We start from the raw sequence: 23,992 nt of genomic DNA, 5'->3' as shown, positions 1-23,992 counted from the left end.
CATTGGGGCATTATATAAATGTTAATAAAATAGGAGGATCGAAAATGGGAATAAAAATTACGAATATTAAGGTGATTCTAACAGCACCTGAGGGAATCAACCTAATTGTTGTCAAAGTAGAAACAAATCAGGATGGTCTATATGGTTTAGGGTGTGCAACTTTTGCTTATCGGCATCTAGCGGTTACGTGTGTAATTGAAGAATATTTAAAACCACTTCTCGTTGGTAGAAGTGTAGAAAACATTGAAGAACTGTGGCATTTGATGCATCAAAATGCATATTGGCGCAATGGACCAATTGAAAATAATGCAATTTCTGGTGTGGACATGGCTTTATGGGATATTAAAGGGAAAATGGCTAATATGCCACTATATCAACTTTTTGGTGGAAAATGTCGTGAAGGTGTGCCTATTTATCGACATGCGGATGGTAAAGATGTAAATGAAATCTGTGAAAACATTCAAAGATACAAAGAGCAAGGCATCACGCATATTCGTTGTCAATGTGGTGGTTATGGTGGTGGCGGATATGATAAAGCACCGATTAATGCACCAGTTGGGGCAGCCGATGGGGTTTATCTTAACAGCAATAAGTATATGCGAGATACGGTAAAATTATTTGAAGACATTCGTACGAAAATAGGATTTGATATGGAACTTTGCCATGACGTACATGAACGTCTCAGCCCAATCGAAGCCATTAGTTTTGCTAAAGAATTGGAACCATTTAAGTTGTTCTTTTTAGAGGATGCAATTCCATTGGAACAAGGGGATTGGATCAGACAGCTTCGGGCGCAGACTTCTATTCCGTTGGCCCAAGGTGAGTTGTTTAATAATCCGTATGAATGGAGAGGCTTAATTTCTGAAAGATTAATTGATTATATTCGTGTTCACATCAGCCAGATTGGTGGAATTACAGCAGCTAGAAAATTGCAAATATTCGCTGAACAATTTGGAGTGAGAACAGCTTGGCATGGACCAGGCGATATGTCGCCGCTTGCCCATGCGGCCAACATCCATCTTGATTTAGCCGCATATAATTTTGGTGTTCAAGAATGGTCAGGCACAGAACCGCCTAATTTTGTAATTCAAGAGTTGAAGGGACCTAAAGAAGCACTTCTGGAAGTTTTTCCAGGCTTACCTGAATACAGACAAGGCTATGTTTATGCCAATGATAAAGCTGGGCTTGGCGTAGATATCAATGAAGAAGCAGCGAAAAAGTATCCCTGTGAAAATACCGTAACCTTGTGGACACAAACAAGGTTGGTTGATGGAAACTTACAAACTCCGTAATAAAATAAGATTCAAATGAACCATTTGTAACTTTGTAAAAAATTAAGCTGGAAAGGTAAAAAAGATATTTCAACTTACTAATAGAATTTTTAACTAAAAGCATAAGATGTATATTTACGCCGCACGAAGCACTTTGAAATTTTTTGAAATACTGAGAAAAAGAGAGAATTTAAGAGAAAAACCTATAGTTATATAGGGAGGAGAGTTAATTATGGAAATGAAACAGTTGGCTTCAGCACGTTGGATACGGCTAATCCCGATAGCTTTTATCACTTATAGTTTAGCTTATCTTGATCGAGCAAATTACGGATTTGGGGCAGCTGCAGGACTAGCAACGGATCTACATATTACGCCTGGGGCATCTTCTTTGTTAGGGGCATTATTTTTTCTGGGATATTTCTTTTTTCAAATACCGGGTGGTATTTATTCGGAAAAGCATAGCTCTAAAACACTAGTATTTTGGAGCTTGATTTTTTGGGGAATTTTTGCTATTGCAACTGGTATGGTTAATGATATTACTGCGTTGTACTGCATCAGATTTTTGCTGGGCGTGGCCGAAAGTGTTATAATGCCAGCAATGCTTATTTTCCTTAGCCATTGGTTTACTAAACAAGAACGTGCAAAGGCAAATAACCTCCTGTTTTTAGGAAATCCAATTACGGTACTATGGATGTCTGTATTATCAGGATATCTGTGCGATTCTTTTGGCTGGAGGCTCATGTTTATCATCGAAGGCTTTCCTGCGTTAATTTGGGCTTTTGTTTGGTGGCGTGTGTTTGTAAATCGTCCACGGGATGCAAAATGGTTAACAGAACAGGAGAAAAACGATCTGGAAGAGGCACTATTAGAAGAACAAAAAGAATTGAAACCTATTAAAAATTATGGTGAAGCTTTCAGATCTGGTAAAGTAATTTCATTTTCTTTCATACATTTTTTCTGGAATATTGGTATGTATGGGTTTATTATGTGGTTACCATCCATTCTAAAGAATGCGTCTAACATGGGCATCGTGACAACTGGTTGGCTTACGGCAGTACCATATGCGCTAGCTGTGTTGTTCATGCTCAGTGTGTCGTATTATTCTGACCGAAGTCAAAATCGTAAAGGGGTAGTTGTGACTTTCTTATTTGCTGGTACAATTTGTTTTATCGCATCTTACATTGTTGGTGCGTCTGATTTTTGGCTATCGTATGGCCTGCTTGTTGTTGCTGGTGCTTGTATGTATACTCCCTACGGTCCGTTTTTTGCCGTTATGCCAGAAGTTATACCAAAAAATGTGGTTGGTGGAGCAACAGCTTTAATTGTTAGTTTCGGGGCATTGGGTTCTTTTGTTGGAGCATATATCGTAGGGTATTTGAATGGTGCCACTGGAACGCCAAGCGCATCTTATGTGTTTATGGCTGGGTCATTGGCAATTGCAGTAATTTTAGCGATAATGACAAAATTTTCAACAACTAAAAAAACTGTGGGAAATTTTCCCAGATGAACTCATTTATATATATAACTTTTTTATATTAAAGGAAAAAAGAAATTGTTACTTATTGACTTAGATGAACTGTTTGAGACTCCGTATGAATGTAGGTACTTAATTTCCGAAAGATTAATCGGTTATATTCGTATCAATCATATTGGCGATGCTTAAATAGTTGGAGAATTGTAAATATTCGATAAAAATTTAAGATGAGAACAGATTGGCTTGGTTGTGGCGATGCCCATACAGACCAATGGTGCTGACATTCAAGAGTGGCTAGATTGGCAACACCTGAGCTTGTAATTCAAGCATTGAAGGAGCCTAAAAAGCACTACTGAAAGTTTTCACGAGCTTACTTGAATATACACAAAGTTTATGATTTGAGTTAATTATTTTAATTAATAATAGATTAATAGACGTCTTTTGTTAAAAAAAACAAAGTAGATAACACCAAACAAAAGATGCCTATTGATTATGATACTATTGTTTTTATAATTCATGGAATATTTTTAATAAATGTATTTACATAAATTTCTTTGTTGAAAAAACAATCTATAAAATTAAAATTTATATCAAAGTAATCGGTATTTTTAAACTTTACAATGCATTATTCTCCGATATATATGATAGTATTTTAAAAAAATATGATAGGTATTGTAAGGCTTATGCTGATATATATTTATGAGGAGTTGTCAATTATGGAGATAGGGGAAAAACCGACCAAAGCCAGATTAGGAATATTAGCTTTGCTTTTTGTTGCCGTTGCCATTAATTATATGGATCGAGCAAATTTATCCGTTGCGGGTTCAGCAATTCAAAGTCAATTCGATTTAAGTGCTACCGAACTGGGAATATTATTTTCAGCATTTACATGGTCCTATACCATCGCTCAAATACCCGTAGGAATATTGTTGGATAAATTTGGACCGCGTTTATTATATGGAGCAGCTATTACTATTTGGGGATTATTTACATTCATAATGGCGTTTAGTTCCCAAGTAATTTTTATTACGGCTAGTGCTTCCTTTGCTTTTCTGATATTTTGCCGCATCTTAATTGGTATTGCAGAAGCACCGGCATATCCAAGTAATACAAAGATTGCTTCTCTTTGGTTTCCTAATAAAGAAAGGGCTAGAGCAATCAGCACATACTCATCAGCTCAATATATAGGCTTAGCAATATTTACACCGGTATTGGCAATTATGGTTGCGAATATAGGTTGGGAGTCGGTATTTTACTTCTCGGGTGGTATTGCGATTGTTTATGGATTTGTTTGGTATGCATTTTATCGGGATCCCAAGGACAGCAAAAAAGTAAATCAGCAGGAATTGGATTATATAAAAAATAATGGTGGCTATAATCCAGATGTAGATGGAACAAAACAAGCAGAAAAGGTTTCTTGGGCTGAGGTTAAATATGTAGTAAAGCAAAGAAGAGTTTGGGGGATATTTATTGCACAGTTTGCTGCGTCCTCGACATTATATTTCTTTTTAACTTGGTTTATTGTATATTTGCAAAAAGGATTACATCTTTCAATAGATAAAGCTGGTTTTACAGCTTGTGTACCATATTTAATGGCTATGGCAGGTGTTCTAATTGGTGGAACGATAAGCGATACTTTGTTAAAAAGAGGAAAATCTACAACGTTTGCTCGTAAATGTCCTATGGTAGTAGGGATGATTATTTCTGCTGTTTTATGTTTAGCTAATTTTTTTGAGGATTCTCCTATTATAGCAGTTGGTATTTTATCTATTGCTTTTTTTGCGAATGCTGCTTCTAATTTAGGCTGGGTAGCCATGAGCGATATTATGCCAAAAAAAATGATGGGAACAGTTGGAGCTATCCTTAATGTCTTTGGTAATTTATCAGGAATTCTTACACCGATAGTGTTTGGAACATTGCTACAGGCAACAAATAATTTTCATTTAGCGATGGATTATATTGCGGCAATTTCATTTTTTGGTGCGATAGGATTTTTGTTTGTTGTTGATAAGTTAGAACCGATTGATTTAACGAAAATGCCAAAGGATAGTATTTAAAAAGTGAAAATATTGTAATAGTCTTATAATATTGCAGTATGAAAAATAACGGCAATCAATGTTTGCGAAATTTTGTAAACGGTTGATATATATTAAGAAATGGAGAGTGACATCTATGAAAGAAATTGTTGTAGTAAAACCGCATGAAATTGAAGTGAGAGAAGTTCCAGTGCCGAAAATTTCAAATGATTATGAGGTTTTGGTAAAAATGCAATCGGCAGGCGTATGCGGAAGTGATTTTCATATATATCATGGAACCAATCCATGCTCAACCTATCCGAGAATTCCTGGTCATGAAAATGCTGGTATTGTTGCCGCCGTTGGCAACAAGGTAAGTAAGGTTAAAGTCGGTGATCATGTAATTGTCGATCTTATTATGACCTGTGGAGAATGTTATCAGTGCAAAATAGGCCGCAAAAATGTCTGTGAGAATGTCCGTGTAAGAGGATCAGGCACTGATGGCGGCTGGAGAGAATACTTCACAGCACCGGAAACGGAAGTTTATAAAATTTCTAAGAATGTGCCATGGAAGGATGCTGCACTTGTTGAACCATTTGCTATCGGCGCGCATTGTACCAACAGAGGTCGTGTGGTAGCCGATGATGTCGTATTTATTCTGGGAACGGGAACAATAGGTTCGATTATCTTGCAGAGTTGTAAAGCTAAAGGTTGTAAGACAATCATTTGTTGCGATATCAACGATAGTTCTTTAGAAAGGGCCAAAAAATATGGTGCGGATTATGTTATTAACTCTAAAACAGAGGATGTTGTGAAGAGAGTGCAAGAAATCACTAAGGAAAAAGGTGTTAGTATCGCTTTTGATTCAGCCTGTTTTCCTGGTTCCTTGACCTTTGTCATGCAGCCGGGAATTATTAGAAATGCTGGTAGAGTGGTGCCAATGGGGTTTGTTACGGAACCGGAAGCTATTACCCAGGCTATGATTAATCAGCGAGAAATAGATATTATTGGTTCTAGAATGTCTTGCTATCAATTTGAACCCACCATTAAACACATAGAAGATCAGGATTTCATTTTGGATGGTGTGGCAACGACCTTCATCAAATTCAATGAAATAGATAAAGTTTTTGGTTATATGAGTCATCCGGATCCAACTGTAAAGAAAATGGTCATACTTTTTGACGAATAATAAAAAGCGAGGGAATATGATGAATCTTTTTGATATTAAAGGAAAAAAAGCAATTGTTACAGGCGGTACAAGAGGTCTGGGCTATGGTATGGCAGAAGGATTGATGGAAGCTGGCTGTGAAGTCGCTATTGTCGGGACTTCCGATAAGGTTTATGCAGTAGCTGATGAATTTTGCACTAAAGGCTTCAAATGCTATGGTGTAAAAGGAAATTTTGAAAAAAGAAATGAAGTATACAGCGCTTTTAATGCCTGTGTAGAAAAACTGGGCGGCAATCTGGATATCCTGGTAACAGCGCACGGTATTCAAAGACGCTACAGTGCGGAACTTTTCCCTTTAGAAGAATGGGACAGTGTGTTGAATGTAAACCTGAATTCCGTGTTTATTTTATGTCAGGAAGCGGCTAAGATCATGTTGAAAAAAGGCTACGGAAAAATCATCACGATTGCTTCCATGGTTTCGTTTTTCGGCGGGCAGACGGTTCCGGCTTATTCCGCTGCCAAAGGCGGTGTTACACAGCTGACGAAGGAAATGAGCAACGACTGGATCAGCCGTGGTATCAATGTTAATGCCATTGCTCCTGGCTATATGGCAACAAAAATGAACGAAGCATTGCTAGACCATAATAATCCAAGATACAAAGAAATTACAGATAGAATTCCAGCCCATAGATGGGGGACTGGTGATGATATGAAAGGTACTTGCATTTACTTGTCATCTTCTGCCAGTGATTATTTGGGGGGGGCTATTATTCCGGTTGATGGCGGCTATTTAGTAAAATAGTTTAGTTCTTATGAAATATTAGTGAAAGTTACGATAAATTATTTTTATAAAGGGTGCTTATTTATATAAGTGCTCTTTATTTTTTTAGAACTATAAGTAATTTAAATATACGTCGTTCATAGCAAAAGAGCCATCGGCTTGAAATCGATGGCTCTTTTTGTGTTGTAATTTATGAGAGTTGTTTTATTACGATATCAGGTAATAGCGTTTGTACTTGCTGCTGCCGGACGAAGCCGCTTTCTTTTTCGAGAATATTTGCGGTGCCGCAGGCTGAGGCGAGACGGAGAATGGATTGAATATCAAGCTGGCGATGCAGTCCATTGGCAATACCAGCGACATAGGCATCACCAGAACCAACAGCATTGACAGCTTCAAGTGTTGGCGGCATGACATGATATATTTTTCCGGCAAAAGCAGCGATGGACCCCTGTTTGCCAAGTGAAATAACGGGCAGTTTGATATCCTTTTGCACAAAGGTTTTTATTTCCCGAACTGCATCTTCGATGGAGTTGATTTTATTGCCCGTGAGTGCTTCCACTTCATCTTTATTTGGCTTTATGAAAAATGGCTTTGCTTTGATACCTTCTTGTAAGGCTTTGCCGCTTGTATCTAGCAGAAATTTTTTCCCGGCGGCATTGGCGAGTGTGATCAATTTATTGTAAAAATCCGGTTCTATATTTTTCGGCAGACTGCCGGAAGCTGTTATGATATCTGCAGATTTTAACAACTTTTTATACGTTGTGAGAAAATCTGCTTGTTCTAGCGACGTGATCCAGGGGCCTGGTTCGAGGATTTCTGTCTGTTTACCATCCGCGGTGGCGATGTTGATGCAGGAGCGGGTTTCCGCTTGTATGTTTGTTGACTGATTGGTAATACCTTTTTCTACCAAGTTGTCCGCGATGAATTTACCGATATGACCACCGAGAAAACCTGTAATGGTGCAGCTTTCTTGCAAAATATTTATAACATTGGCAACGTGGGTTCCTTTGCCGCCCGCGGTGTTTTGTACGTTTTCAGTTCGCATGACTTGTCCATATTTTAAACTTTGAATGGTATAGATTTTATCTAAAGACGGGTTGAGGTTTATAACTAGAATCATAAAATTTCTCCTTGTTTTAATAGCGGTTTGCACTACCGCATATTTTGATTTTATGTTCTACAACTTTTGCCATGGCATCTTTACCCGGCGTCATATAGCGACGGGGATCATTCGCAGAAGGGTTTGCCAGAAAAAATTCTTTGATGGCGCCAGAAAACGGGATTTTGAGATCCGTGGCAACGTTGACTTTACAAATACCCATTGCAATCGCTTTTTGCACAAGTTCATCCGGTACGTCAGAGGCACCATGAAGTACCAGAGGAATATCAACTTTCGAACGAATTTGCTGTAGTCGGTCGAAATCAAGTTTTGGTGTGCCTTTATAGAGACCATGCGCGGTGCCAATGGCAATGGCGAGGGAATCGATACCCGTAGCTTCAACAAAAAGCTTAGCTGCATCTGGATTGGTATAGGCACTGTCTGCTTCGGTTACAATGAGATCGTCTTCTTGTCCAACGAGTTTACCCAGTTCGGCTTCCACGGTAGTGTCATATTTGTGAGCGTAGGCAACAACTTCTTTGACAATCTCTATATTTTTCTCGAAGGATTCATGTGAAGCATCGATCATAGCAGAACGAAAACCAGCATCAATATCCGTTTTGATTGTTGCAACGTTTTCATGGTGATCAAGATGAAGGGCGATGGGGATATCCGTCTGTCTGGCGGCGACTTGGGCCATGGCAATTAGGTACTCGCAGTTGGCATAGGTTACTGTAGAAGGTGTTGCTGCGATTATGAGCGGTGAGTGCATTTTACTAGCTGTTTCAACAACAACTTGCAGGGTTTCCATGTTATGAATATTAAAAGCGGGGACAGCATAGTTTTCTTTTTGGGCATTTAAAAGCATTTGTTTGGTTGATAAAATTGTGTGCATGATTTTTTCCTCCATAAATTAAGTGATTTTTGCCGACTTTTGGGCAGAAAATTGCCCGCTATAAAAATTGTCTTATAGGCTATAACATCTATTCGTCAAATTTTGTTTGCGGGCTGATTTCAAATTATTTGTTTTCCACGCGAAGTGCTGCTTCTTGTGCCATTGCTGCGAGTTGTTTTTTGTGCCAGAAATAGGTGCAGACAACACAGGCACCATAGAAAATTCCAATAAGAGCAAGTCCGGTAACGTTGGTTGTATTCATGATTTGCGTCAAGATATAGGTTACGGGGCTGCCGCCTTGATCAAGGGATGCGAACTGTGAAACGGAAGAGGTTACTTGTCCGGCATTTGCCGCAAGTACCGTATGAAGTCCAATCATTTGATTGGATATCCAGATGGTCATAAACATAACGATGGAGCCCGTAATGAGTGTACGGAACAGATTGCCGCCGTGAACACCAACTGCCATAGCGATAAAGAAACCGATCGTTGGCAAATCGCCAAAAGGCAAAATTTGATTGCCTGGAACAATGGCTGCAATAAAAATGGTAACTGGAATGAAGAGCAAAGATGCTGCAACTACAGCTGGATCGCCAAGTAAAAGTGCACAATCAAGACCTATGTAGAAGGTCGAGTTTTTGAAATGTTTCTGCAGTACAGTTCTTGCTGTTTCAGATACAGGCAGCAAACCAGACATAATATGTTTTACAACCTGTGGCATCAGAATGATAACGGCTGCCATTTGAATACCGAGAGTGAGAACACCGCGGACGTCATAGCCTGCGAGAATACCGATAATAATACCCATGATAGCACCCATGATAGCTGGGTCACCAAGTGAACCAAAGTGTTTTTCGAAGCTTTCCAGATTGATATCAATGTCTTTTATAATAGGAATACGATTAAGAATCAAATCTACCGGAACTGCAATCGGAGCGAACCAGCCGGTTGTTCCATGAGGCATGGCAATTCCTTCAAGACCAAAATATTTTTCGGTTACAGGAGCGAACCAGTCACCGATTTTATACGCGTAAGCGGCATGAAGAGCTACACCGAGGATGCCAAGTGTATAGCTTCCTGTAGCGATATTGATAATAGCACCGGTAAAGGCAAAATGCCAGATGTTCCAGATATCAATATTCACCACACGTGTGAGCTTTAATACGAGCATGAGAATATTGACGGCAATAGCGACTGGGATCGCAACAAGGGCTATGCTGCTTGCCCAGGTCATAGGGGAAGAACCAGGCCAGCCAAGATCAATGATGTTCATAGAGATACCGAAGTTCGCTGACATTGCTTTCGCTGCCGGAGCCAGGTTGTTGAGCATGAGCCCAATAACAAGACCGATGCCGATAAAGCCGATACCAATGGATATACCAGATTTTAAAGCTTTGCCAAAGGATTGTCCAAGGCACATTGCAACGATGAAGATAACGATAGGCAGCATGACCGCTGCACCGAGATCGACAAAATATTGTACACAGTATAGTATTGTTTCCAAATAAAAAACCTCCTATTTCGAATTATGCTTTTAAAATAAATACTGGCAGGGGATTACTTTAAATAGGATAAAATTTGTTCTTCTGTTGTTTCTTTATTGATACCACTGAGAAAAGCCATACCATTCACATAAGGTTTGCCAAAATCTTTTTTTATGCGCATGGTTGTAACAATAAGATCCACACCGTCGAGATTGCTTTCAATCTCTGACATGCGTATTTGGATAATTTCCACAGGAATCTGATTGGCTTTGCAAAGGTCTTTAATGGCACTTGCAGCTACTGTTGAAGTTGCTACGGCACCGCCGCAGGCTACAATAATTTTTTTCATGTTAAATGTCCGCCTTTTTCATATATTCTCGAATCGAGTGTTATTTGAGATTGTCCCGCATAAGCTGGCACACTTCTTTGGCACTTGTTGTTTGCTGCATACATTGAACCAGAGATTCCTGCTGAAAAACGGCAAAGAGTTTTTGCAGCATATTCAAATGATTTTCGCTGCCATTTAAAGCGAGCATAAAGAGTAAGGTAACAGATACATTGTCATCAGGATTTTCCATACTCTGGAAATGGACTGGCTGTTTTAGGCGTAATACAGCAATACCGTTTTTAAATACATTATCTTCTGGAGTTGCATGCGGGAGAGCAATGCCGCAGCTTGCAAGAACGATACCTGTAGGAAAGTTTATCTCTCTTTTGTGTATAGCTTCAATGTAGGAAGGATGGATATAACCGTCCTGTACCATCATAGTACCCAGCAGGTTAATTGCTTCAGTACTGTCAGCAGCTGTTCCGTCCAGGCAAATCAACTTTTCATTCAATAAATTTGTAATATTCATTATTTTAATCACCTCTAAGAAAACTGCTTTTTGAAATTTTTGATGAATGCTTCATAGGTAGCATCATGGAGGATTTCTTTAACTCCATTGTCTTGGACAAGATATTTAAATAATTTGAGGAAAATCGTTTCCCATAATTTGAATTGTGATTTTGCAATACTGATCAGAAATACGAGTTGGACATGATGTTCATCCCACATAATTGGTTTGTCTAAGATTAAAACAGCAATGGATGAGACGGGAGGATCGTTGTAAATGGGATGCGGAATTGCTACCAGATTGCCAATTTCAGTTGGGGAGGCTTCTTCTCGCTCGAAGACAGAGGCTTTTGCTTCGTCATTCATAAAATTTTTACTTTTAAGCTGTTCTGTAAGAAATTCAAGAATGTCTTCCTTGGTTTTAAACTGAAGACCGGTATTAAAACAGTCTTTGTGAAAGAATGTCTCGATTTCAGCTCCGGCATTCGTTTGTGTCGAAAAAAACTTTTGCTGCAGCATCTGGAGTTCATTTTGATTTAAAAGGTGCTGAATCAAAATAATTTTATCAGATTGAATATGTTTGATGGGAACGGTCGTGATTACCATATCTACATCGTCAATGATACGTTGTTCTAATTGATAACCAGGAATTGTATCGACAATTTTTATGCGGCTTTTAAAATTTTCTTCAAGACATGTTCTGAGTAAAACGGCGGTACCAATACCTGTTGCACAAACGAGCAGTGCCCGTTTGACGCAAGCATCGTTTTTGATATCCATACGGCTGAGAGCGGCACCAAAATGAACGGCAATATAGCCAATTTCGTTTTCATTGACGGTAATGTTTTCCTGATTTTCAAGGTAGTGGCTGGCTATAACCGCAATTTGAAAGGCTAATGGATATTCGGATTTAATAACTTCTAATACATCATTGCGGATATTCATTTGAAAACGCATGCGTGGTATGGATGTTTTTAAGTGCAGTGCCAGCCATTGGATGAGCACCTCATCTTTAGAAAAATCAATGCTTACATTTTCATTGATAACCAGGAGTATTTTTTTTACCATTTCAGTAGTACGATCAAGCGCTGCATCATCGACATCCATGTATTTTTTACTAGTCATGAGATGCTGCGTTAAGTAGTACACTTCACTTGTAGCTACATCAATGGACATTTCGCGATAGATTTCTTCAAAGATCGAAGCAGCCACTTCAAATTCTTTTGTTTTTTCCATAATTTTTGTTTGACTGACGGTGTAGATCATGTAATTGTCTTGATTGGCGCGCTTCATAGCGATTGCTATGTGGATGAGCAGATTTTGCACAGCCATGTCAGTTAGGCGAATTTCATAGGCTGTAATCACACGTAAAATAATTTTTTCGACAGTATCCAGATCTATTGTTTTGAATAGCTGTCGATAGAAATCTTCTTTGGCGATGGTATTTGTTTCTTTTCGATCTGAACAATATTCTGCCAAAAAATAGCGGAGCTTTGCTTCATTGCCACTAATTTGCATACCTTGTGTTTTGTAGGTCGTGAATTCTAAATCATATACAGCCAGCTTTTTTGCAGCTTCTTTTAAACTGTTTTTTAGGGTGGAAAGGCTGATGAAAAGATCATTTGCCAATTGTTGCTGCGTGAGAGGTTTATTTTCCAATGCACCTTGTAGAAATTTTTGCAGGATAAAGGCTACTCTGTCGTCTATGGATCCAATATAGATACCAGGCATTTGATCCGTCAATTTTCTAAATAAATTTGTATCAAATATTTCTAGTGTATATCCGGAACGGGTGTCTGAATGAATTCTGGCCCCCTTTGATTCAAGTGTAGTGGAAGTGTTTTTAACATCCGTGCGGATTGTTCGGGAAGAGACACCAATCCGTTTAGAAAGTTCCTCGCCCGTCATACCATCTTGGTGTTGTTGGAGCAGCCTTATGATTTTTTGCTGTCTTTCACTTAGCATCGTTGTCAATCCTTTCTGCCTTAAAACAAGTGTATCAAAAAGCGGTAAGAGCGCATAGGCTGTCTATTTCCTTCCATTGAGGAAATATTTTGTAAATTCATTATGTTTTTCCTAAAGCACTTTTTCATGAGGAAATTATACCGCATCGTCATGTATATACTATATTACATTATATACATAACTTTTAATGTTTTTTTCTCTTTTGCTAACAAGGTATCAAACGCTTCATAGCCAGCAGAAAGCGGAAAGGTGTGTGTGATGATTTCGTCTACTTTTACTTTACCTGATTTAAGGTATTCAACGGCTGCGGTCCATTCGTTACCAGGAAATGGTGCTGAATAACTCATCCAGGAGCCGGTGATATTGAGCTCACCACGCAGGATTAGTTCGAATGTACTTGCCGGAATAGTGATATCACGCTGTGCTGTGCCGATATAGACTACATGACCGTTCTTCTTTACAAGCGTGAGTATTTGCGTCTGGAGAGCATTTACTCCGGCTGTTTCGAATGCATAATCCACTTTGCCATGTTCTTCAAAATAGGCGGCTACATCCACTTTTCCCGAATTGATGGTCTTATATGCGCCAAGCTTTTTGGCAAGCGTAAGTTTGGTTTCGTCAATATCAATGACATAAATTTGTTCGATACCTTTGGCTTTGAGGCATTGCAAAGTGAGAATACCAATCGTACCACAACCGTAAACGATGGCGGATTTGCCGCTGCCAAGCTGCTGGACCCGTTCGATGCCGTGAATGGCTACGGTAATTGGTTCAATACAGGCCGCTTGTTCGTAAGAAACGTTGTCAGCAATTGGGACAACATTACGTGCTGGTACAACTACATATTCTGCCATGGCCCCATTTTGACGCGAGCCAATGAATGAATAATTCATGCACATAGCAGGCTTTCCTTTGGCACAATTATCACAGGTATAACAAGGGATCAGCGGGGCTGCTGTCACGCGGCCGCCCAGTTTTAAATTTTTTACCTGTGTACCAAGTTCAGTGATTTCACCGGAAAATTCATGACCAATGATGATGGGATAAGAATGGACGCCGCCGTCGGTGGCACGGGGAATATCCGAACCACAAATACCGCAGGCATGTACTTTAATGAGAACTTCGTTTTCTTTTACTTGCGGAATGGGAACGTCTTTATAGACAAGTTCCTTTACGCCTTCGACAAGAAGGGCTTTCATTGTTTTCATAAAATCGCTCCTTTTGTATTTTGTCACTTTTTTGACAAACCAAGTGTAACAAAAAGATTCTCTAAGCCATAGTCTGAAAATTTCCGCATAGAAGGGAAATCGAGATGAGCAGAAGACAGTGCTTGTAGTATTATCAACAAAAATATATTGCCACGAAAAGAAAGAGATCGTAAAGACACATTAGATGGTCCTTTTAAACGATCTCTTTCTGTATAGACTTATTCTATTAAATTAACAATTGTATCAACAAATTGAGCATAGTTTTTACATTTTAAAATCTGATTTAAATTTTCAATTTCTCGCAGTGCACCAATCAGTGTATCAAATACATAACTGGTTTTTTCCCATTCCGTTTGATTAAGTGCCAGCATAATAACGATGTCAACTTGGTTATTCGCCCAAATAGAAGGGTGTTCATTCAGTATAATTACGATGCCAGTTTTTTTTACATTGGTGGACAAAATATCTGGTACAGCAATATGACCGAAATAGGTTGGTATTACATCATTGCCGTAATTTTGGACCATAGATGTGGCAGTCCCATCAAGATAGTTGTTTTCGATTAATAATGTATGCATCAGCGTAAATGCGATAGCCGGCTGGATTGGTTTTTTTGATTTATTTCGATAAAAAAGCAGTTCACTGCCTATTTTTATTAATTCATTGTGGAGCATCTTCTGCTTTTGCTGAAGTTTTTTTGCGGCAATTTTTCTGCTGATTTTTTCAATGTTTTTATCTGATAGAAATGGGTCAGTAGTAACCCAGTCAAATTTAAAACTCTCAGGTAATGGTACGGTCGAGATTAATAAATCAATATCTTTAAATTCTTGCATTTGTTTTTCCAAACGGAAAATATCTGAAATAATGATATCATTCGCAAATCGACGTTGAACTACTTTGATTAAATCTTCATCATAATCAAAATAGTGCGTAATCATTAATCCACAACGAATTTTATCAAAATCAACATTTCTTTGTTCATTTATATTTAAACCCAAGTGTAAGGCTAGCGGTGCAGTCTCATCTTCACTTATTTGGAGTCCAGTTTGTTCGGTAATCTTATATGCGATGTTTACAGCGCATTTGAAATAAAAAGGGGAGGCTAGTTTCATATCTTCTTTTTGCGGGTTATGAATCCAATGACCATGGCGCAGCCGATACAACAAATTGTTAACATTTAGTGCAAAACGGACTAAAAAACGTTCGTTTTTTAAATCAATAAAATAAAACATTTTTTTTATATAGGCAAAAGTTTGATTTAATACTTGTTTACATTCCGGTTCGAGAAGGCAATCAATTTGGGCATATCTGATTTTTTTTAAGTCAGCCGGTATAATGTAGCTTACTATAATTTCGTTTAGGTATTTTATTTCGGCATGATTATATTTAATATTATAAAATTTGACTGTAGCAGTAGTAATTTGATTGGTAAATTCAGAAGCTGGCATAGTATTATTTTGGTCAGCGTTATTCTTCTCTTTTAGTGTATAACCTTGTTGTATTCGATAAATGGCAATTAAAAGGTCTAAGACTAAATTTAAAATCCAACAATCGTGAATAAAATAATGGTGTTGTCTACATTGAGTCGTTATGGCTTGATAGAGTGGATCAATTGGGGCATCAGGGAATATTTGTTTTACGGTTAAAACACTTAACTTATATTTATCAAAATTTTCATAGATAATATTACTAAATAAATTACGCTTATTTTGTTCTGTACCGATCAATGTAATATAACCTTTTGTAACATTTATGGTTATTTCAAAAACAGCAAGTTTCTTTTTCATATTGACTAAATCTTTTTTTATTGTTTCCATACTTACACATATATCGTCAGCGAAATTATGCAGGTCAATGCCATTCTCTTTAGATGTTTGATCCATTAATATTTTTAGTAATAGGCAATTTATACGTTCTTCGGGGGCTTGCGGAAGGGTTTGGTGTTTATCGCGATAGAGCTTTTTGGCAATTTGTTTATGAATACAATAGCCATTTCGTGATGATTTTATTAAATCTGGATGAAAAAAATTTATTTCGGAAATATAATTTATTACACTTCGGGCAGAAACTCCTATTTTATCGGCTAAAGAAGAGGCGGTAATAGGATCTTCCTCATCCAGAAGAATTTTTATTACTTGTTTGTTTTTACCATTCATAAATTCTCATACTCCCTAATTATAAATGTTGCAGGGTCTTTGATTTGAAGGTCTGGCTGAATTTTACAACTTCAATGCATATAAATTTTAATTATATCATTATAACTTATGGTTTGTACAATAATCATTTGCGTATTTACTATGAAATAGTTTATTTGTTTTACTGTTTATTTCGGCATAAACTATAACAGATGATTCATTCGCTATTTAAAAGTAAAGGAATGAGGCTTATGGGTGAAAAACAGAATGTGTTAGAAAAAAAAACTTCAAAACATGCCGTTTCAAGAAGGACTTTCTTAAAAGACAGTGTAATGCTTGCGGGCGGGGTTTTATCCAGTGGTCTGTTATTGACCGGCTGCAATGAAAATCCAAAAGATTACTTAAAAAAACCTACCGCGGAAAATCCTGAAATTTTCAATGACTGGCTTGGCAAATCACCGGAAATTCCTGATTCAAAAATTAAGAAGATTCTCAACACAGATATTATTGTTGTTGGTGCAGGAGTTGCAGGTTTGAATGCTGCACGTGCTGCATCTGAAAATGGTGCTGAAGTTCTTGTTATTGAAAAAGCTGGTACTTGGCAATGCCGCAGTGGTCAATATGGTACACTCAATAACAAAATACAGCGTTCGCTGGGCATTACCTTTGAGAAAAACACAGCTATTTTGGAAAATATGAAACAAATGGGATATCGTGCTGATCAGCGTATTTGGAACTATTGGGCTGATCATAGTGGTGAAGATTTTGACTGGCTGCTTGAACTTGCACCGGACTTAGCAGTTCTACCTGAAACAGCGACACAGCTTGCCGAAGGGAAAATCAATTTATTATTAATGCATTATCCCGTTCCGGCGTCGTATAATCGTTCTGAAGAAAATAGTCCGACATATCCAACTGTTATGTCGTTCTTACCGGATCAAAAATCAATTTTGGAACGAGTATTTAAAAAGGATCAAGAACAAGGCTGCGAATTTTTGTTTGAAACTAAAGTTTGCCAATTGCTTCGTCCTGATGATCAAAGCAGGGTGGAAGGCGTTATCTGTGAGGATATTAAAGGTAACTATATCAAGATCAATGCTAAAAAAGCTGTTATTCTTGCGACTGGTGATTATTCTAATAATAAATCAATGGTTAAAGCACTTATGCCGTGGGCCGTGGATTATGTTAATGTATTTCCCAATAAAGATGCGAAGGGAAAGCCGACAAATACAGGGGATGGTCACATCATGGGCGCTTGGATTGGCGGAAAAATTGAAGATGGTCCGCATGCACCAGTTGTCCATACACTGGGTGGACCAATGGGAACGGATGCATATATGCTCGCGAATGATTGTGGAAAACGTTTTGTAAATGAAGATATTGGTGGACAGCAGCTTTCATGTTCTCTTTATCGGCAGCCGGGAAATTTTGCTTGGCAAATTTTTGATGATAAATGGCCAGAGCAACTGGAATTTATGGGGGTAGGTCATGGGAGTGTAAACCATTGTCTGCCTGTAGATCAGAACCCCAAATTACCTAAAATTTGTGCATGGTCACTTGGTAGAACAGCATATACGTCACGCGAAGATTTTCTTAAAACACAGGATCTTATTATTGCACAGTCCATGGATGAATTAGTTAGTAAGATTTTTCCTGAAAATAAAGAATATCAAGAAAATCTTAAAAAGACAATTGCTCGTTATAATGAGTCGGCGAATAAAGGAAATGATGAAGAATTTGGTAAATTAGCTAAACGAATGTTTCCAATTGCGACGCCTCCGTTTTATGCCGGCAAAATGCCAGCAGGCATCATGTTGTTTGCCGGTGGTGGTTTTACTATAAATCCAGAAAATTGTAATGTTCTTGATAAAAATTATGATAGTATTCCGGGTTTATATGCAGCTGGTAATGTTCAAGGTGGTCGATTTGTTGGGGATTATCCGGTTGTTACTGCTGGTGTAAGCCATGCAATGGCATTGGGCTTTGGTCGACTGGCTGGTGCTTCAGCAGCAAAACTTTGATGATTGTTTATGGGAGGGTTGAGTATGACAAAAAAAGATTTTAAGCAGCCTAAATGTTTAGTTCTTGTATGTTTTATAGTTATCGTGCTTTGTACGGTCGGTTATGCTGCTATGGAAAAAGTCAGTGCAAATCCAAAATTTTGTGGAAGCTGCCACAATATGCAGTCATATTGCGATACGTATACACAAGGCAATTTATTGGCGAAAAAACATGCCGATGCCAATGTTACCTGCCATGATTGCCATGAACCTAGTATGTCACAACAAATGGATGAAGGATTTAAATTTGTGACTGGTAATTATACGGATCCGTTACCGCAATATGAATATAGCAATGAGCAATGTTTAAAATGTCATGATTTTAATGCGGTAAAAGCGAAAACAGCCAAATATGGCAAGGAAAATCCGCATGAGTCAGAACATGCTGTTGGAAATACGGAACCACCGCAATGTTATACGTGCCATAGTGTTCATCATAAACAGTCTCTCAAAGCATGTACTACGTGCCATGGTCTGGAAGAGTTGAAGCCTGATAGTAGTTGGGAACAGTGATTGTTTTACATTATGCCAGGAGTACTGGCTTATGAATATTGATATTGCGTTTACTAATATACATAAAACATTTCCATCACTGTCTTTATATCAAGGGTTAACGGGTAAGATTTCTGCTGGAGTTTGTACCTGTATTGTTGGTAAAAATGGTTCGGGCAAGTCGACATTGCTAAAAATTCTTTCTGGTATTATAAAACCTTCTGCTGGAGTTGTTGCATATATGGATGCCAAAAGAAAGCTGGCAATGGAGGACTTTCGGCATCATGCTGGATTTTTGACACCGGATATGCAGTTTTACGATATGATGACAGCAAAAGAAAATTTATATTTTTTTGCTGCGATGAGTGGCATTGAACTTTCAGATAGTGAGTTGGTTGAGCTTTTGGCGTATGTACAACTTGCAGGGACCTTAGGCGCAATAAAAAATTTTTCTACGGGGATGAAGCAGCGTTTGAAAATTGCTTTGCTGGTTGCATCAAAAAAAGAGGTATGGTTTCTTGATGAACCATCCTCTAATCTTGATGAGGCTGGTCGAGCGTTGGTAAAGAAAATACTTTTTAATGCTCGGTCGCAAAATCGTACTATTTTATTGGCAACGAATGACTCAGTGGAGGTAGGTTATGCAGACGATGTTATCCGGCTTTCATAAAACAATGCTTGTTGTGCAAAAAGAAATAAAGACAGAATGTCGTTCGTATTATGCGATGAGTGCATTGTTTATGTTTTCGTTAACAACATTGACAGCAATCAGCATGTCAATCGGCAATTTGCAGCTGACGCCACAGCTTTTAGCAGTACTGCTTTGGATTATTTTGTTTTTTTCAGCAATGACCGGATTATCCCGCGTCTTTTTGCAGGAACAAGTTTCGGGTACAATTCAAACGCTGCGTGCTTATAGTGATGCACAACCGATTTTGTTCGGAAAATTTATCTATAATTTTTTATTGCTTAACATCCTTACTTTATTTTTACTGCCGCTTTTTGTCATTGTACTTAATGTAGATATATATCATCCGCTTTTATTGCTGCTTATCTTTTTCATCGGAAATGCGGGGATAGCTATGATCACTACATTGATTGCATCGATGATCATTTATACGCAAATGCAGAGTGTTTTATTTACTGTTTTGAGCTTTCCATTGATTTTGCCTATTTTTCTCTTTTGTATTCAACTTACAGAAGCTGTATTTATACCGGATACTTTTATGTTGCAGCAACCATTGGCCTTTATTTTTGTTTATGATCTTGTAATGATTGGAATAGCATCTATTTTGTTTGATTATATTTGGTATGATTAGAAAGGATTTTGATAATGATTAATCTTTCACTCATCGTGTTTACTGCTGCGACTATCTGGGGCGTATTTTATTTTGTTCCACCAGCCGAAGGCCTTGGTGGGCTTGTTCGTATTGCTTTTTTTCATATTCCAGTCGCTTGGGTATCTGTACTGGCTTTTTTTCTTTCTGCTTGGTGGGCTTTTCGCTATTTGCAGACATCTCGATTATCGTACGATTCTATTAGTAGTCGTTCTGCTGCAATGGGATTTGTTTTTTGTTTGTGTGCTACGATAAGCGGTGCTGTTTTTGCGAAACTTACCTGGGGGGCTTATTGGAATTGGGATCCGCGGCAGATTACAATTTTTATTTTGCTTTTTATATATGGGGCATACTTTGCATTGCGCAGCTCTATCGTTGACAGGGCAGTCAAGGCAAAACTCTCAGCAATTTATTCACTATTTTCTTGTGCGGCAGTGCCATTTTTAGTATTTGTTATTCCACGTTATTATTTTTCTTTGCATCCAGAACCGCTGCTTAATAAAAATGGCAGTATTCAAATGGATTCCGTCATGATTCTTGTATTGCTTATTTGTTTATGTAATATTACTTGTATATTTTTTAGAGTTTTATATAGAAGGAAGGATATGATTGATGAATAAACGACACGTTTTTATTTTAGTACTGATTGTTTTAGTTGGTGGTTATTCAATGCATGAATTCAGTGCATCACTTAATCCATACATTACAATTAGTAAGGTTAAAGTCAGTCATTCGACGGTACAAGTAAAAGGTCATCTTGTAAAAGATGAGGCTAGTATTACGTATGATGCGCAGCGTATGCTGCATTTTAATTTAATGGATGAAGCAGGCGAACTGCTGGCTGTTTCATATGCTGGTGAAAAACCGAGAGATTTCGAACGTGCAACGGATGTTGTCGTGATAGGAAAATATGAGAATCAGCAGTTTCATGCGGATAAGATTTTGATCAAATGTCCTTCGAAGTATCAAAAGGAGGGAACTTTGCAGTGATTGGTGTAGTTAGTTTTTATGTGAGCTGCTTGCTCAGTATCATCGCATTTATAGGGTATCTATTTTCTTCTTTGGGAAATTCAGTTAATAAAAAATCACCATGGCTTGATAAAATTTATTATTTATCAGTCTTGTTCATTGTTGCAGCATCAATGTTTTATATGCAAGCTATTTTATCTGATAAATTTCAATATATATATATATATAATTATTCATCGATCAATCTTACTTTTTGGTATAAAGTAGCTGTTTTTTGGGCAGGTCAAGAAGGCTCTTTCTTACTATGGATGTTGATCCATAGTGTGCTGGGTTTTTATTTTTTGAAAAGCGGTAAAATGAATCGTCCGACTTTTACATTTTATGCGATGATCCAGGTATTACTTGTGATTTTTCTGCTTATTAAGAATCCATTTATGATTGGCGGCATGCACTTAGATGGTGTTGGAATGAATCCGCTGTTACAGGATTTTTTGATGGTGATTCATCCTCCTATTATTTTCATAGGGTATTCTGTATTCGTTGTTCCGTTTGTTTATGCACTTGGGAATTTATTCAGTGCTAAGCCGTCAACAAAATGGATTTCACGGTCGTTACCTTGGGCACTTTTTGCTTGGCTTTTTCTTGGTGCAGGTATTTTTATTGGTGGTTATTGGGCGTATAAAACACTCGGCTGGGGTGGATATTGGGGCTGGGATCCAGTTGAAAATGCATCACTTATACCTTGGCTGACTGGCGGCGCTCTCGTGCATCTCTTATATTTGTCTAGAATTCATGCGGGGGTTCGCCGACTTACTCACTTTACGGCGATTCTTACATTTTCATTGATTTTGTATGGTACGTTTTTAACGCGCAGTGGTGTGCTGAATGATTTTTCAGTGCATGCTTTCAGCGGTGACGATTCTGCTTCTTTGCTGGCTATTTGTATACTGGCCGTTATTGGTGTTGCTTTCGTGATCTTTTTGTTTAGGTATCGATCCATTGAATCGGTATCATTTCCTAATACGTTATTCAGTCGTGCGTTTACTCTTATGACTGGCAGTATGTTATTTTATGCATTGGCTGTGCTGATATTCATTGGCACATCGACACCGCTTGTTTCTACAATCATTGGTAGTCCTCAGAACATTGATACTTCATTTTATAATCACGCAATCGTGCTGCCAGTTCTCATTGTTTTGGCGGCACTTAGTTTTTGTCCGTTTATTATGTGGAATGGCAGGCAGAAACTGGGAAGAAGCAAGAGCTTTTTTCTAATCCTTTCATTTCTGACAGGCTGTATTCTGTGTATTTTCTACCAGATTTACAACCCTCTGTATATTGCTGTTGTAAGCTTTTCTGCATTGGCAATCGGTATGCATATTGTTCAGTATAAATCCATTTCTTTGCCTGCTTGTCTAGCTCATATTGGTATAGCCTTGCTTTGTGCAGGTATAATTTTTTCATCCGTTGCAAGTATTACAATGGATGGGCTTGTATTTGCGAAAGAAAATCCATCATTGACTGTCTATAACATGCAGCTTACCTATAATGGTGGCAGCATGAGTGAAGATGGTATGGCGGCTGACTATAACTTTACGTTTGATGGAATTCCAATGACTTTAGTAACAAAGCTCAACACAGAGGGTCAAATTGTTTTAAAGAAACCAGCTATTCTGCATAAATTTATTGGTGACTATTATCTTGCCGATCTGAACCGAAATTTGACACTTAGTTTCAAACCGCTGATTATTCTTGTCTGGAGTGGTTGTATGCTGATAACTGCGGGTTGTTTTTTTGCATTCTTCAAGAGGTTTAAAAAGCAATTATAAAATATGACAGCAGGGTTTTGTTTTGACATAGTATAAATTTTAATTCGTTTTACAGTAAAAAGGGGCTGTCGCATGAAGTGATTTTTCATTTCTGCGGCGACTTCTTTTTTCGGAACAAAACAATTTGATGTCATTTTTTATATTGAAGGATAAAAAAAGGCGCACGAAAACGGCCCACCTATTAATGGGTTTTTCGTACGTCTTTTCTTTTAGGCTGCGTTATTTACTGGGAATAGATATTGTCCTGATCGGCTGGACTGTATTTTATGATGCATTTTTCCTATATTATGTGCCATTGCCATCAACATACTTTCTACTAATGCATTTACTTTTCCCCGTCCAAGAAAACGTCTAAACTGTAGGTCGGCCTTTACATTTGCAAAGGTTCCTTCCGACTGAATGCTCCGATTCACCCGTAGTTCAATCCCTTTCTTTGACGTAATGCGTTCTAAATCTTCTGCCCGTTTCTGCTGGAAAATCTTTGAGATTTCAAAATGTTTGGTTCGTGTTTCTAAGGGCGTCTTGCTACGATTCCCATGAATGCACTGTGCTTTTAATGTGCAGTTGCTACAATTTTCACACGAATATTGCGTCTTCCATGTTTCATAGCCTGTTTTGGTTTTCTGTTTTCGTTCGCCGCTTACGCTGATTTTCTTACCATTGGCACAGACATAAAAATCTTTATCCGCATTGTATTCCATGTTTTCTCTACGACCAATGTCTTTCTGATATTTTCGCTGTTTGCTCATTTCATAGTTGTTCGGCTTGATATATGCTATTTGTCCACGCTGCTCAAGATACAGATAATTTTCCTCACTCTCATAGCCAGCATCTGCGATAATATTGAGATATTTTTGAGGGAAATGTGCCTCAAAATCTTGAAGAAACGGAAGAAGTGTCGTCGTATCTGTCGGCTGTGGGCCAACCGTCACCCACACCACATACTCGGCATCGATACCATACTGGATGTTATAT

21 protein-coding genes are annotated in these 23,992 nt (G+C 38.1%); 12 read left to right on the top strand and 9 right to left on the bottom strand.

What is annotated here, in order from left to right; translation table 11 throughout:
- The first annotated feature begins 44 nt into the window (after window positions 1-44).
- The 5 genes from F606_RS0117065 to F606_RS0117045 all read left to right on the top strand — a co-directional run bounded on the left by F606_RS0117065 (window position 45) and on the right by F606_RS0117045 (window position 6,730).
- Window positions 45-1,292 carry an enolase C-terminal domain-like protein gene (locus F606_RS0117065; RefSeq protein ID WP_019555108.1) on the top strand — a complete coding sequence of 416 codons (1,248 nt, stop codon included), beginning with the start codon at window positions 45-47 and terminating at the stop codon, window positions 1,290-1,292.
- Window positions 1,293-1,503: 211 nt separating this feature from the next.
- Window positions 1,504-2,778 carry an MFS transporter gene (locus tag F606_RS0117060; RefSeq protein ID WP_019555107.1) on the top strand — a complete coding sequence of 425 codons (1,275 nt, stop codon included), beginning with the start codon at window positions 1,504-1,506 and terminating at the stop codon, window positions 2,776-2,778.
- A gap of 683 nt (window positions 2,779-3,461) precedes the next feature.
- Window positions 3,462-4,802, top strand: a complete 1,341-nt coding sequence (locus tag F606_RS0117055; protein WP_019555106.1) for an MFS transporter — start codon at window positions 3,462-3,464, stop codon at window positions 4,800-4,802.
- Between the two features lie 115 nt (window positions 4,803-4,917).
- Window positions 4,918-5,949 (top strand): alcohol dehydrogenase catalytic domain-containing protein, encoded by a 1,032-nt coding sequence (locus F606_RS0117050; protein WP_019555105.1) that lies wholly within the window; start codon window positions 4,918-4,920, stop codon window positions 5,947-5,949.
- Window positions 5,950-5,965: 16 nt separating this feature from the next.
- Window positions 5,966-6,730 (top strand): SDR family NAD(P)-dependent oxidoreductase, encoded by a 765-nt coding sequence (locus F606_RS0117045; protein ID WP_245542144.1) that lies wholly within the window; start codon window positions 5,966-5,968, stop codon window positions 6,728-6,730.
- Between the two features lie 169 nt (window positions 6,731-6,899).
- Here F606_RS0117045 and F606_RS0117040 read toward each other — a convergent pair whose 3' ends face one another.
- The 8 genes from F606_RS0117040 to F606_RS0117005 form a co-directional block, all read right to left on the bottom strand.
- Window positions 6,900-7,829, bottom strand: coding sequence for a 1-phosphofructokinase family hexose kinase (locus tag F606_RS0117040; RefSeq protein WP_019555103.1), 930 nt, complete (start codon window positions 7,827-7,829; stop codon window positions 6,900-6,902).
- Window positions 7,830-7,845: 16 nt separating this feature from the next.
- Entirely contained in the window at window positions 7,846-8,703 is an 858-nt protein-coding gene (locus tag F606_RS0117035; protein WP_019555102.1) for a tagatose bisphosphate family class II aldolase, read from the bottom strand.
- A gap of 124 nt (window positions 8,704-8,827) precedes the next feature.
- Window positions 8,828-10,207 carry a PTS galactitol transporter subunit IIC gene (locus F606_RS0117030; protein WP_019555101.1) on the bottom strand — a complete coding sequence of 460 codons (1,380 nt, stop codon included), beginning with the start codon at window positions 10,205-10,207 and terminating at the stop codon, window positions 8,828-8,830.
- Between the two features lie 53 nt (window positions 10,208-10,260).
- A complete protein-coding gene (gene gatB, locus F606_RS0117025) occupies window positions 10,261-10,536 on the bottom strand; it encodes a PTS galactitol transporter subunit IIB (RefSeq protein WP_019555100.1) in 276 nt (91 codons plus the stop codon).
- Between the two features lie 40 nt (window positions 10,537-10,576).
- Complete coding sequence (locus F606_RS0117020; protein ID WP_019555099.1) at window positions 10,577-11,044, bottom strand: PTS sugar transporter subunit IIA; 468 nt, start codon at window positions 11,042-11,044, stop codon at window positions 10,577-10,579.
- Between the two features lie 14 nt (window positions 11,045-11,058).
- On the bottom strand, window positions 11,059-12,987 hold the full coding sequence (locus F606_RS0117015) for a BglG family transcription antiterminator (protein WP_019555098.1): 1,929 nt from the start codon (window positions 12,985-12,987) through the stop codon (window positions 11,059-11,061).
- 164 nt (window positions 12,988-13,151) lie between these two features.
- Window positions 13,152-14,195, bottom strand: coding sequence for a galactitol-1-phosphate 5-dehydrogenase (locus tag F606_RS0117010; RefSeq protein ID WP_019555097.1), 1,044 nt, complete (start codon window positions 14,193-14,195; stop codon window positions 13,152-13,154).
- Between the two features lie 218 nt (window positions 14,196-14,413).
- Complete coding sequence (locus F606_RS0117005; protein WP_019555096.1) at window positions 14,414-16,351, bottom strand: BglG family transcription antiterminator; 1,938 nt, start codon at window positions 16,349-16,351, stop codon at window positions 14,414-14,416.
- 230 nt (window positions 16,352-16,581) lie between these two features.
- Here F606_RS0117005 and F606_RS0117000 point away from each other — a divergent pair, with 230 nt between their 5' ends.
- Genes F606_RS0117000 through ccsA form a run of 7 tightly spaced genes read left to right on the top strand, consistent with a single transcriptional unit; the run spans window position 16,582 to window position 23,017 of the window.
- Window positions 16,582-18,351: an FAD-dependent oxidoreductase gene (locus F606_RS0117000; RefSeq protein WP_019555095.1), complete on the top strand. Its 1,770-nt coding sequence runs from the start codon at window positions 16,582-16,584 to the stop codon at window positions 18,349-18,351.
- A 24-nt stretch (window positions 18,352-18,375) separates the two neighbouring features.
- The gene (locus F606_RS0116995) at window positions 18,376-18,903 is read left to right on the top strand and encodes a cytochrome c3 family protein (protein ID WP_019555094.1); all 528 of its coding nucleotides are present in this window, start codon (window positions 18,376-18,378) and stop codon (window positions 18,901-18,903) included.
- Window positions 18,904-18,934: 31 nt separating this feature from the next.
- Entirely contained in the window at window positions 18,935-19,552 is a 618-nt protein-coding gene (locus tag F606_RS0116990; protein WP_019555093.1) for an ABC transporter ATP-binding protein, read from the top strand.
- The gene (locus F606_RS0116985) at window positions 19,524-20,201 is read left to right on the top strand and encodes a heme exporter protein CcmB (protein WP_019555092.1); all 678 of its coding nucleotides are present in this window, start codon (window positions 19,524-19,526) and stop codon (window positions 20,199-20,201) included. Before F606_RS0116990 ends, F606_RS0116985 begins: the two co-directional genes overlap by 29 nt.
- Window positions 20,202-20,215: 14 nt before the next feature.
- Complete coding sequence (locus tag F606_RS0116980) at window positions 20,216-20,839, top strand: cytochrome c biogenesis protein (protein ID WP_019555091.1); 624 nt, start codon at window positions 20,216-20,218, stop codon at window positions 20,837-20,839.
- The gene (locus F606_RS0116975; protein ID WP_019555090.1) at window positions 20,832-21,209 is read left to right on the top strand and encodes a cytochrome c maturation protein CcmE domain-containing protein; all 378 of its coding nucleotides are present in this window, start codon (window positions 20,832-20,834) and stop codon (window positions 21,207-21,209) included. Before F606_RS0116980 ends, F606_RS0116975 begins: the two co-directional genes overlap by 8 nt.
- Entirely contained in the window at window positions 21,206-23,017 is a 1,812-nt protein-coding gene (gene ccsA, locus F606_RS0116970) for a cytochrome c biogenesis protein CcsA (protein WP_019555089.1), read from the top strand. Before F606_RS0116975 ends, ccsA begins: the two co-directional genes overlap by 4 nt.
- A 209-nt stretch (window positions 23,018-23,226) precedes the next feature.
- On the opposite strand, the gene F606_RS0116965 is transcribed toward ccsA, so the two are convergent.
- Window positions 23,227-23,992, bottom strand: a 766-nt coding sequence (locus F606_RS0116965) for a transposase (RefSeq protein ID WP_019555088.1), incomplete at its 5' end; no start/stop codon positions are given.

Source organism: Propionispira raffinosivorans DSM 20765 (assembly GCF_000381065.1).
In the GTDB taxonomy this organism is placed as follows: domain Bacteria; phylum Bacillota; class Negativicutes; order Selenomonadales; family Selenomonadaceae; genus Propionispira; species Propionispira raffinosivorans.
Note: the sequence above shows the minus strand (reverse complement) of the source record. Positions and strands in the feature narration are given on the sequence as shown.

What these genes read in the sequence shown, in the direction of transcription:
- F606_RS0117065 (WP_019555108.1), top strand. Translation starts at nt 45, where the DNA reads ATGGGAATAAAAATTACGAATATTAAGGTGATTCTAACAGCACCTGAG.
- F606_RS0117005 (WP_019555096.1), bottom strand. Translation starts at nt 16,351, where the DNA reads ATGAATGGTAAAAACAAACAAGTAATAAAAATTCTTCTGGATGAGGAA.
- F606_RS0116995 (WP_019555094.1), top strand. Translation starts at nt 18,376, where the DNA reads ATGACAAAAAAAGATTTTAAGCAGCCTAAATGTTTAGTTCTTGTATGT.
- F606_RS0116975 (WP_019555090.1), top strand. Translation starts at nt 20,832, where the DNA reads ATGAATAAACGACACGTTTTTATTTTAGTACTGATTGTTTTAGTTGGT.
- F606_RS0116985 (WP_019555092.1), top strand. Translation starts at nt 19,524, where the DNA reads ATGCAGACGATGTTATCCGGCTTTCATAAAACAATGCTTGTTGTGCAA.
- F606_RS0116980 (WP_019555091.1), top strand. Translation starts at nt 20,216, where the DNA reads ATGATTAATCTTTCACTCATCGTGTTTACTGCTGCGACTATCTGGGGC.
- F606_RS0117020 (WP_019555099.1), bottom strand. Translation starts at nt 11,044, where the DNA reads ATGAATATTACAAATTTATTGAATGAAAAGTTGATTTGCCTGGACGGA.
- F606_RS0117045 (WP_245542144.1), top strand. Translation starts at nt 5,966, where the DNA reads ATGATGAATCTTTTTGATATTAAAGGAAAAAAAGCAATTGTTACAGGC.
- F606_RS0116990 (WP_019555093.1), top strand. Translation starts at nt 18,935, where the DNA reads ATGAATATTGATATTGCGTTTACTAATATACATAAAACATTTCCATCA.
- F606_RS0117040 (WP_019555103.1), bottom strand. Translation starts at nt 7,829, where the DNA reads ATGATTCTAGTTATAAACCTCAACCCGTCTTTAGATAAAATCTATACC.
- F606_RS0117010 (WP_019555097.1), bottom strand. Translation starts at nt 14,195, where the DNA reads ATGAAAACAATGAAAGCCCTTCTTGTCGAAGGCGTAAAGGAACTTGTC.
- F606_RS0117000 (WP_019555095.1), top strand. Translation starts at nt 16,582, where the DNA reads ATGGGTGAAAAACAGAATGTGTTAGAAAAAAAAACTTCAAAACATGCC.
- F606_RS0117055 (WP_019555106.1), top strand. Translation starts at nt 3,462, where the DNA reads ATGGAGATAGGGGAAAAACCGACCAAAGCCAGATTAGGAATATTAGCT.
- F606_RS0117050 (WP_019555105.1), top strand. Translation starts at nt 4,918, where the DNA reads ATGAAAGAAATTGTTGTAGTAAAACCGCATGAAATTGAAGTGAGAGAA.
- F606_RS0117015 (WP_019555098.1), bottom strand. Translation starts at nt 12,987, where the DNA reads ATGCTAAGTGAAAGACAGCAAAAAATCATAAGGCTGCTCCAACAACAC.
- F606_RS0117035 (WP_019555102.1), bottom strand. Translation starts at nt 8,703, where the DNA reads ATGCACACAATTTTATCAACCAAACAAATGCTTTTAAATGCCCAAAAA.
- F606_RS0117060 (WP_019555107.1), top strand. Translation starts at nt 1,504, where the DNA reads ATGGAAATGAAACAGTTGGCTTCAGCACGTTGGATACGGCTAATCCCG.
- gatB (WP_019555100.1), bottom strand. Translation starts at nt 10,536, where the DNA reads ATGAAAAAAATTATTGTAGCCTGCGGCGGTGCCGTAGCAACTTCAACA.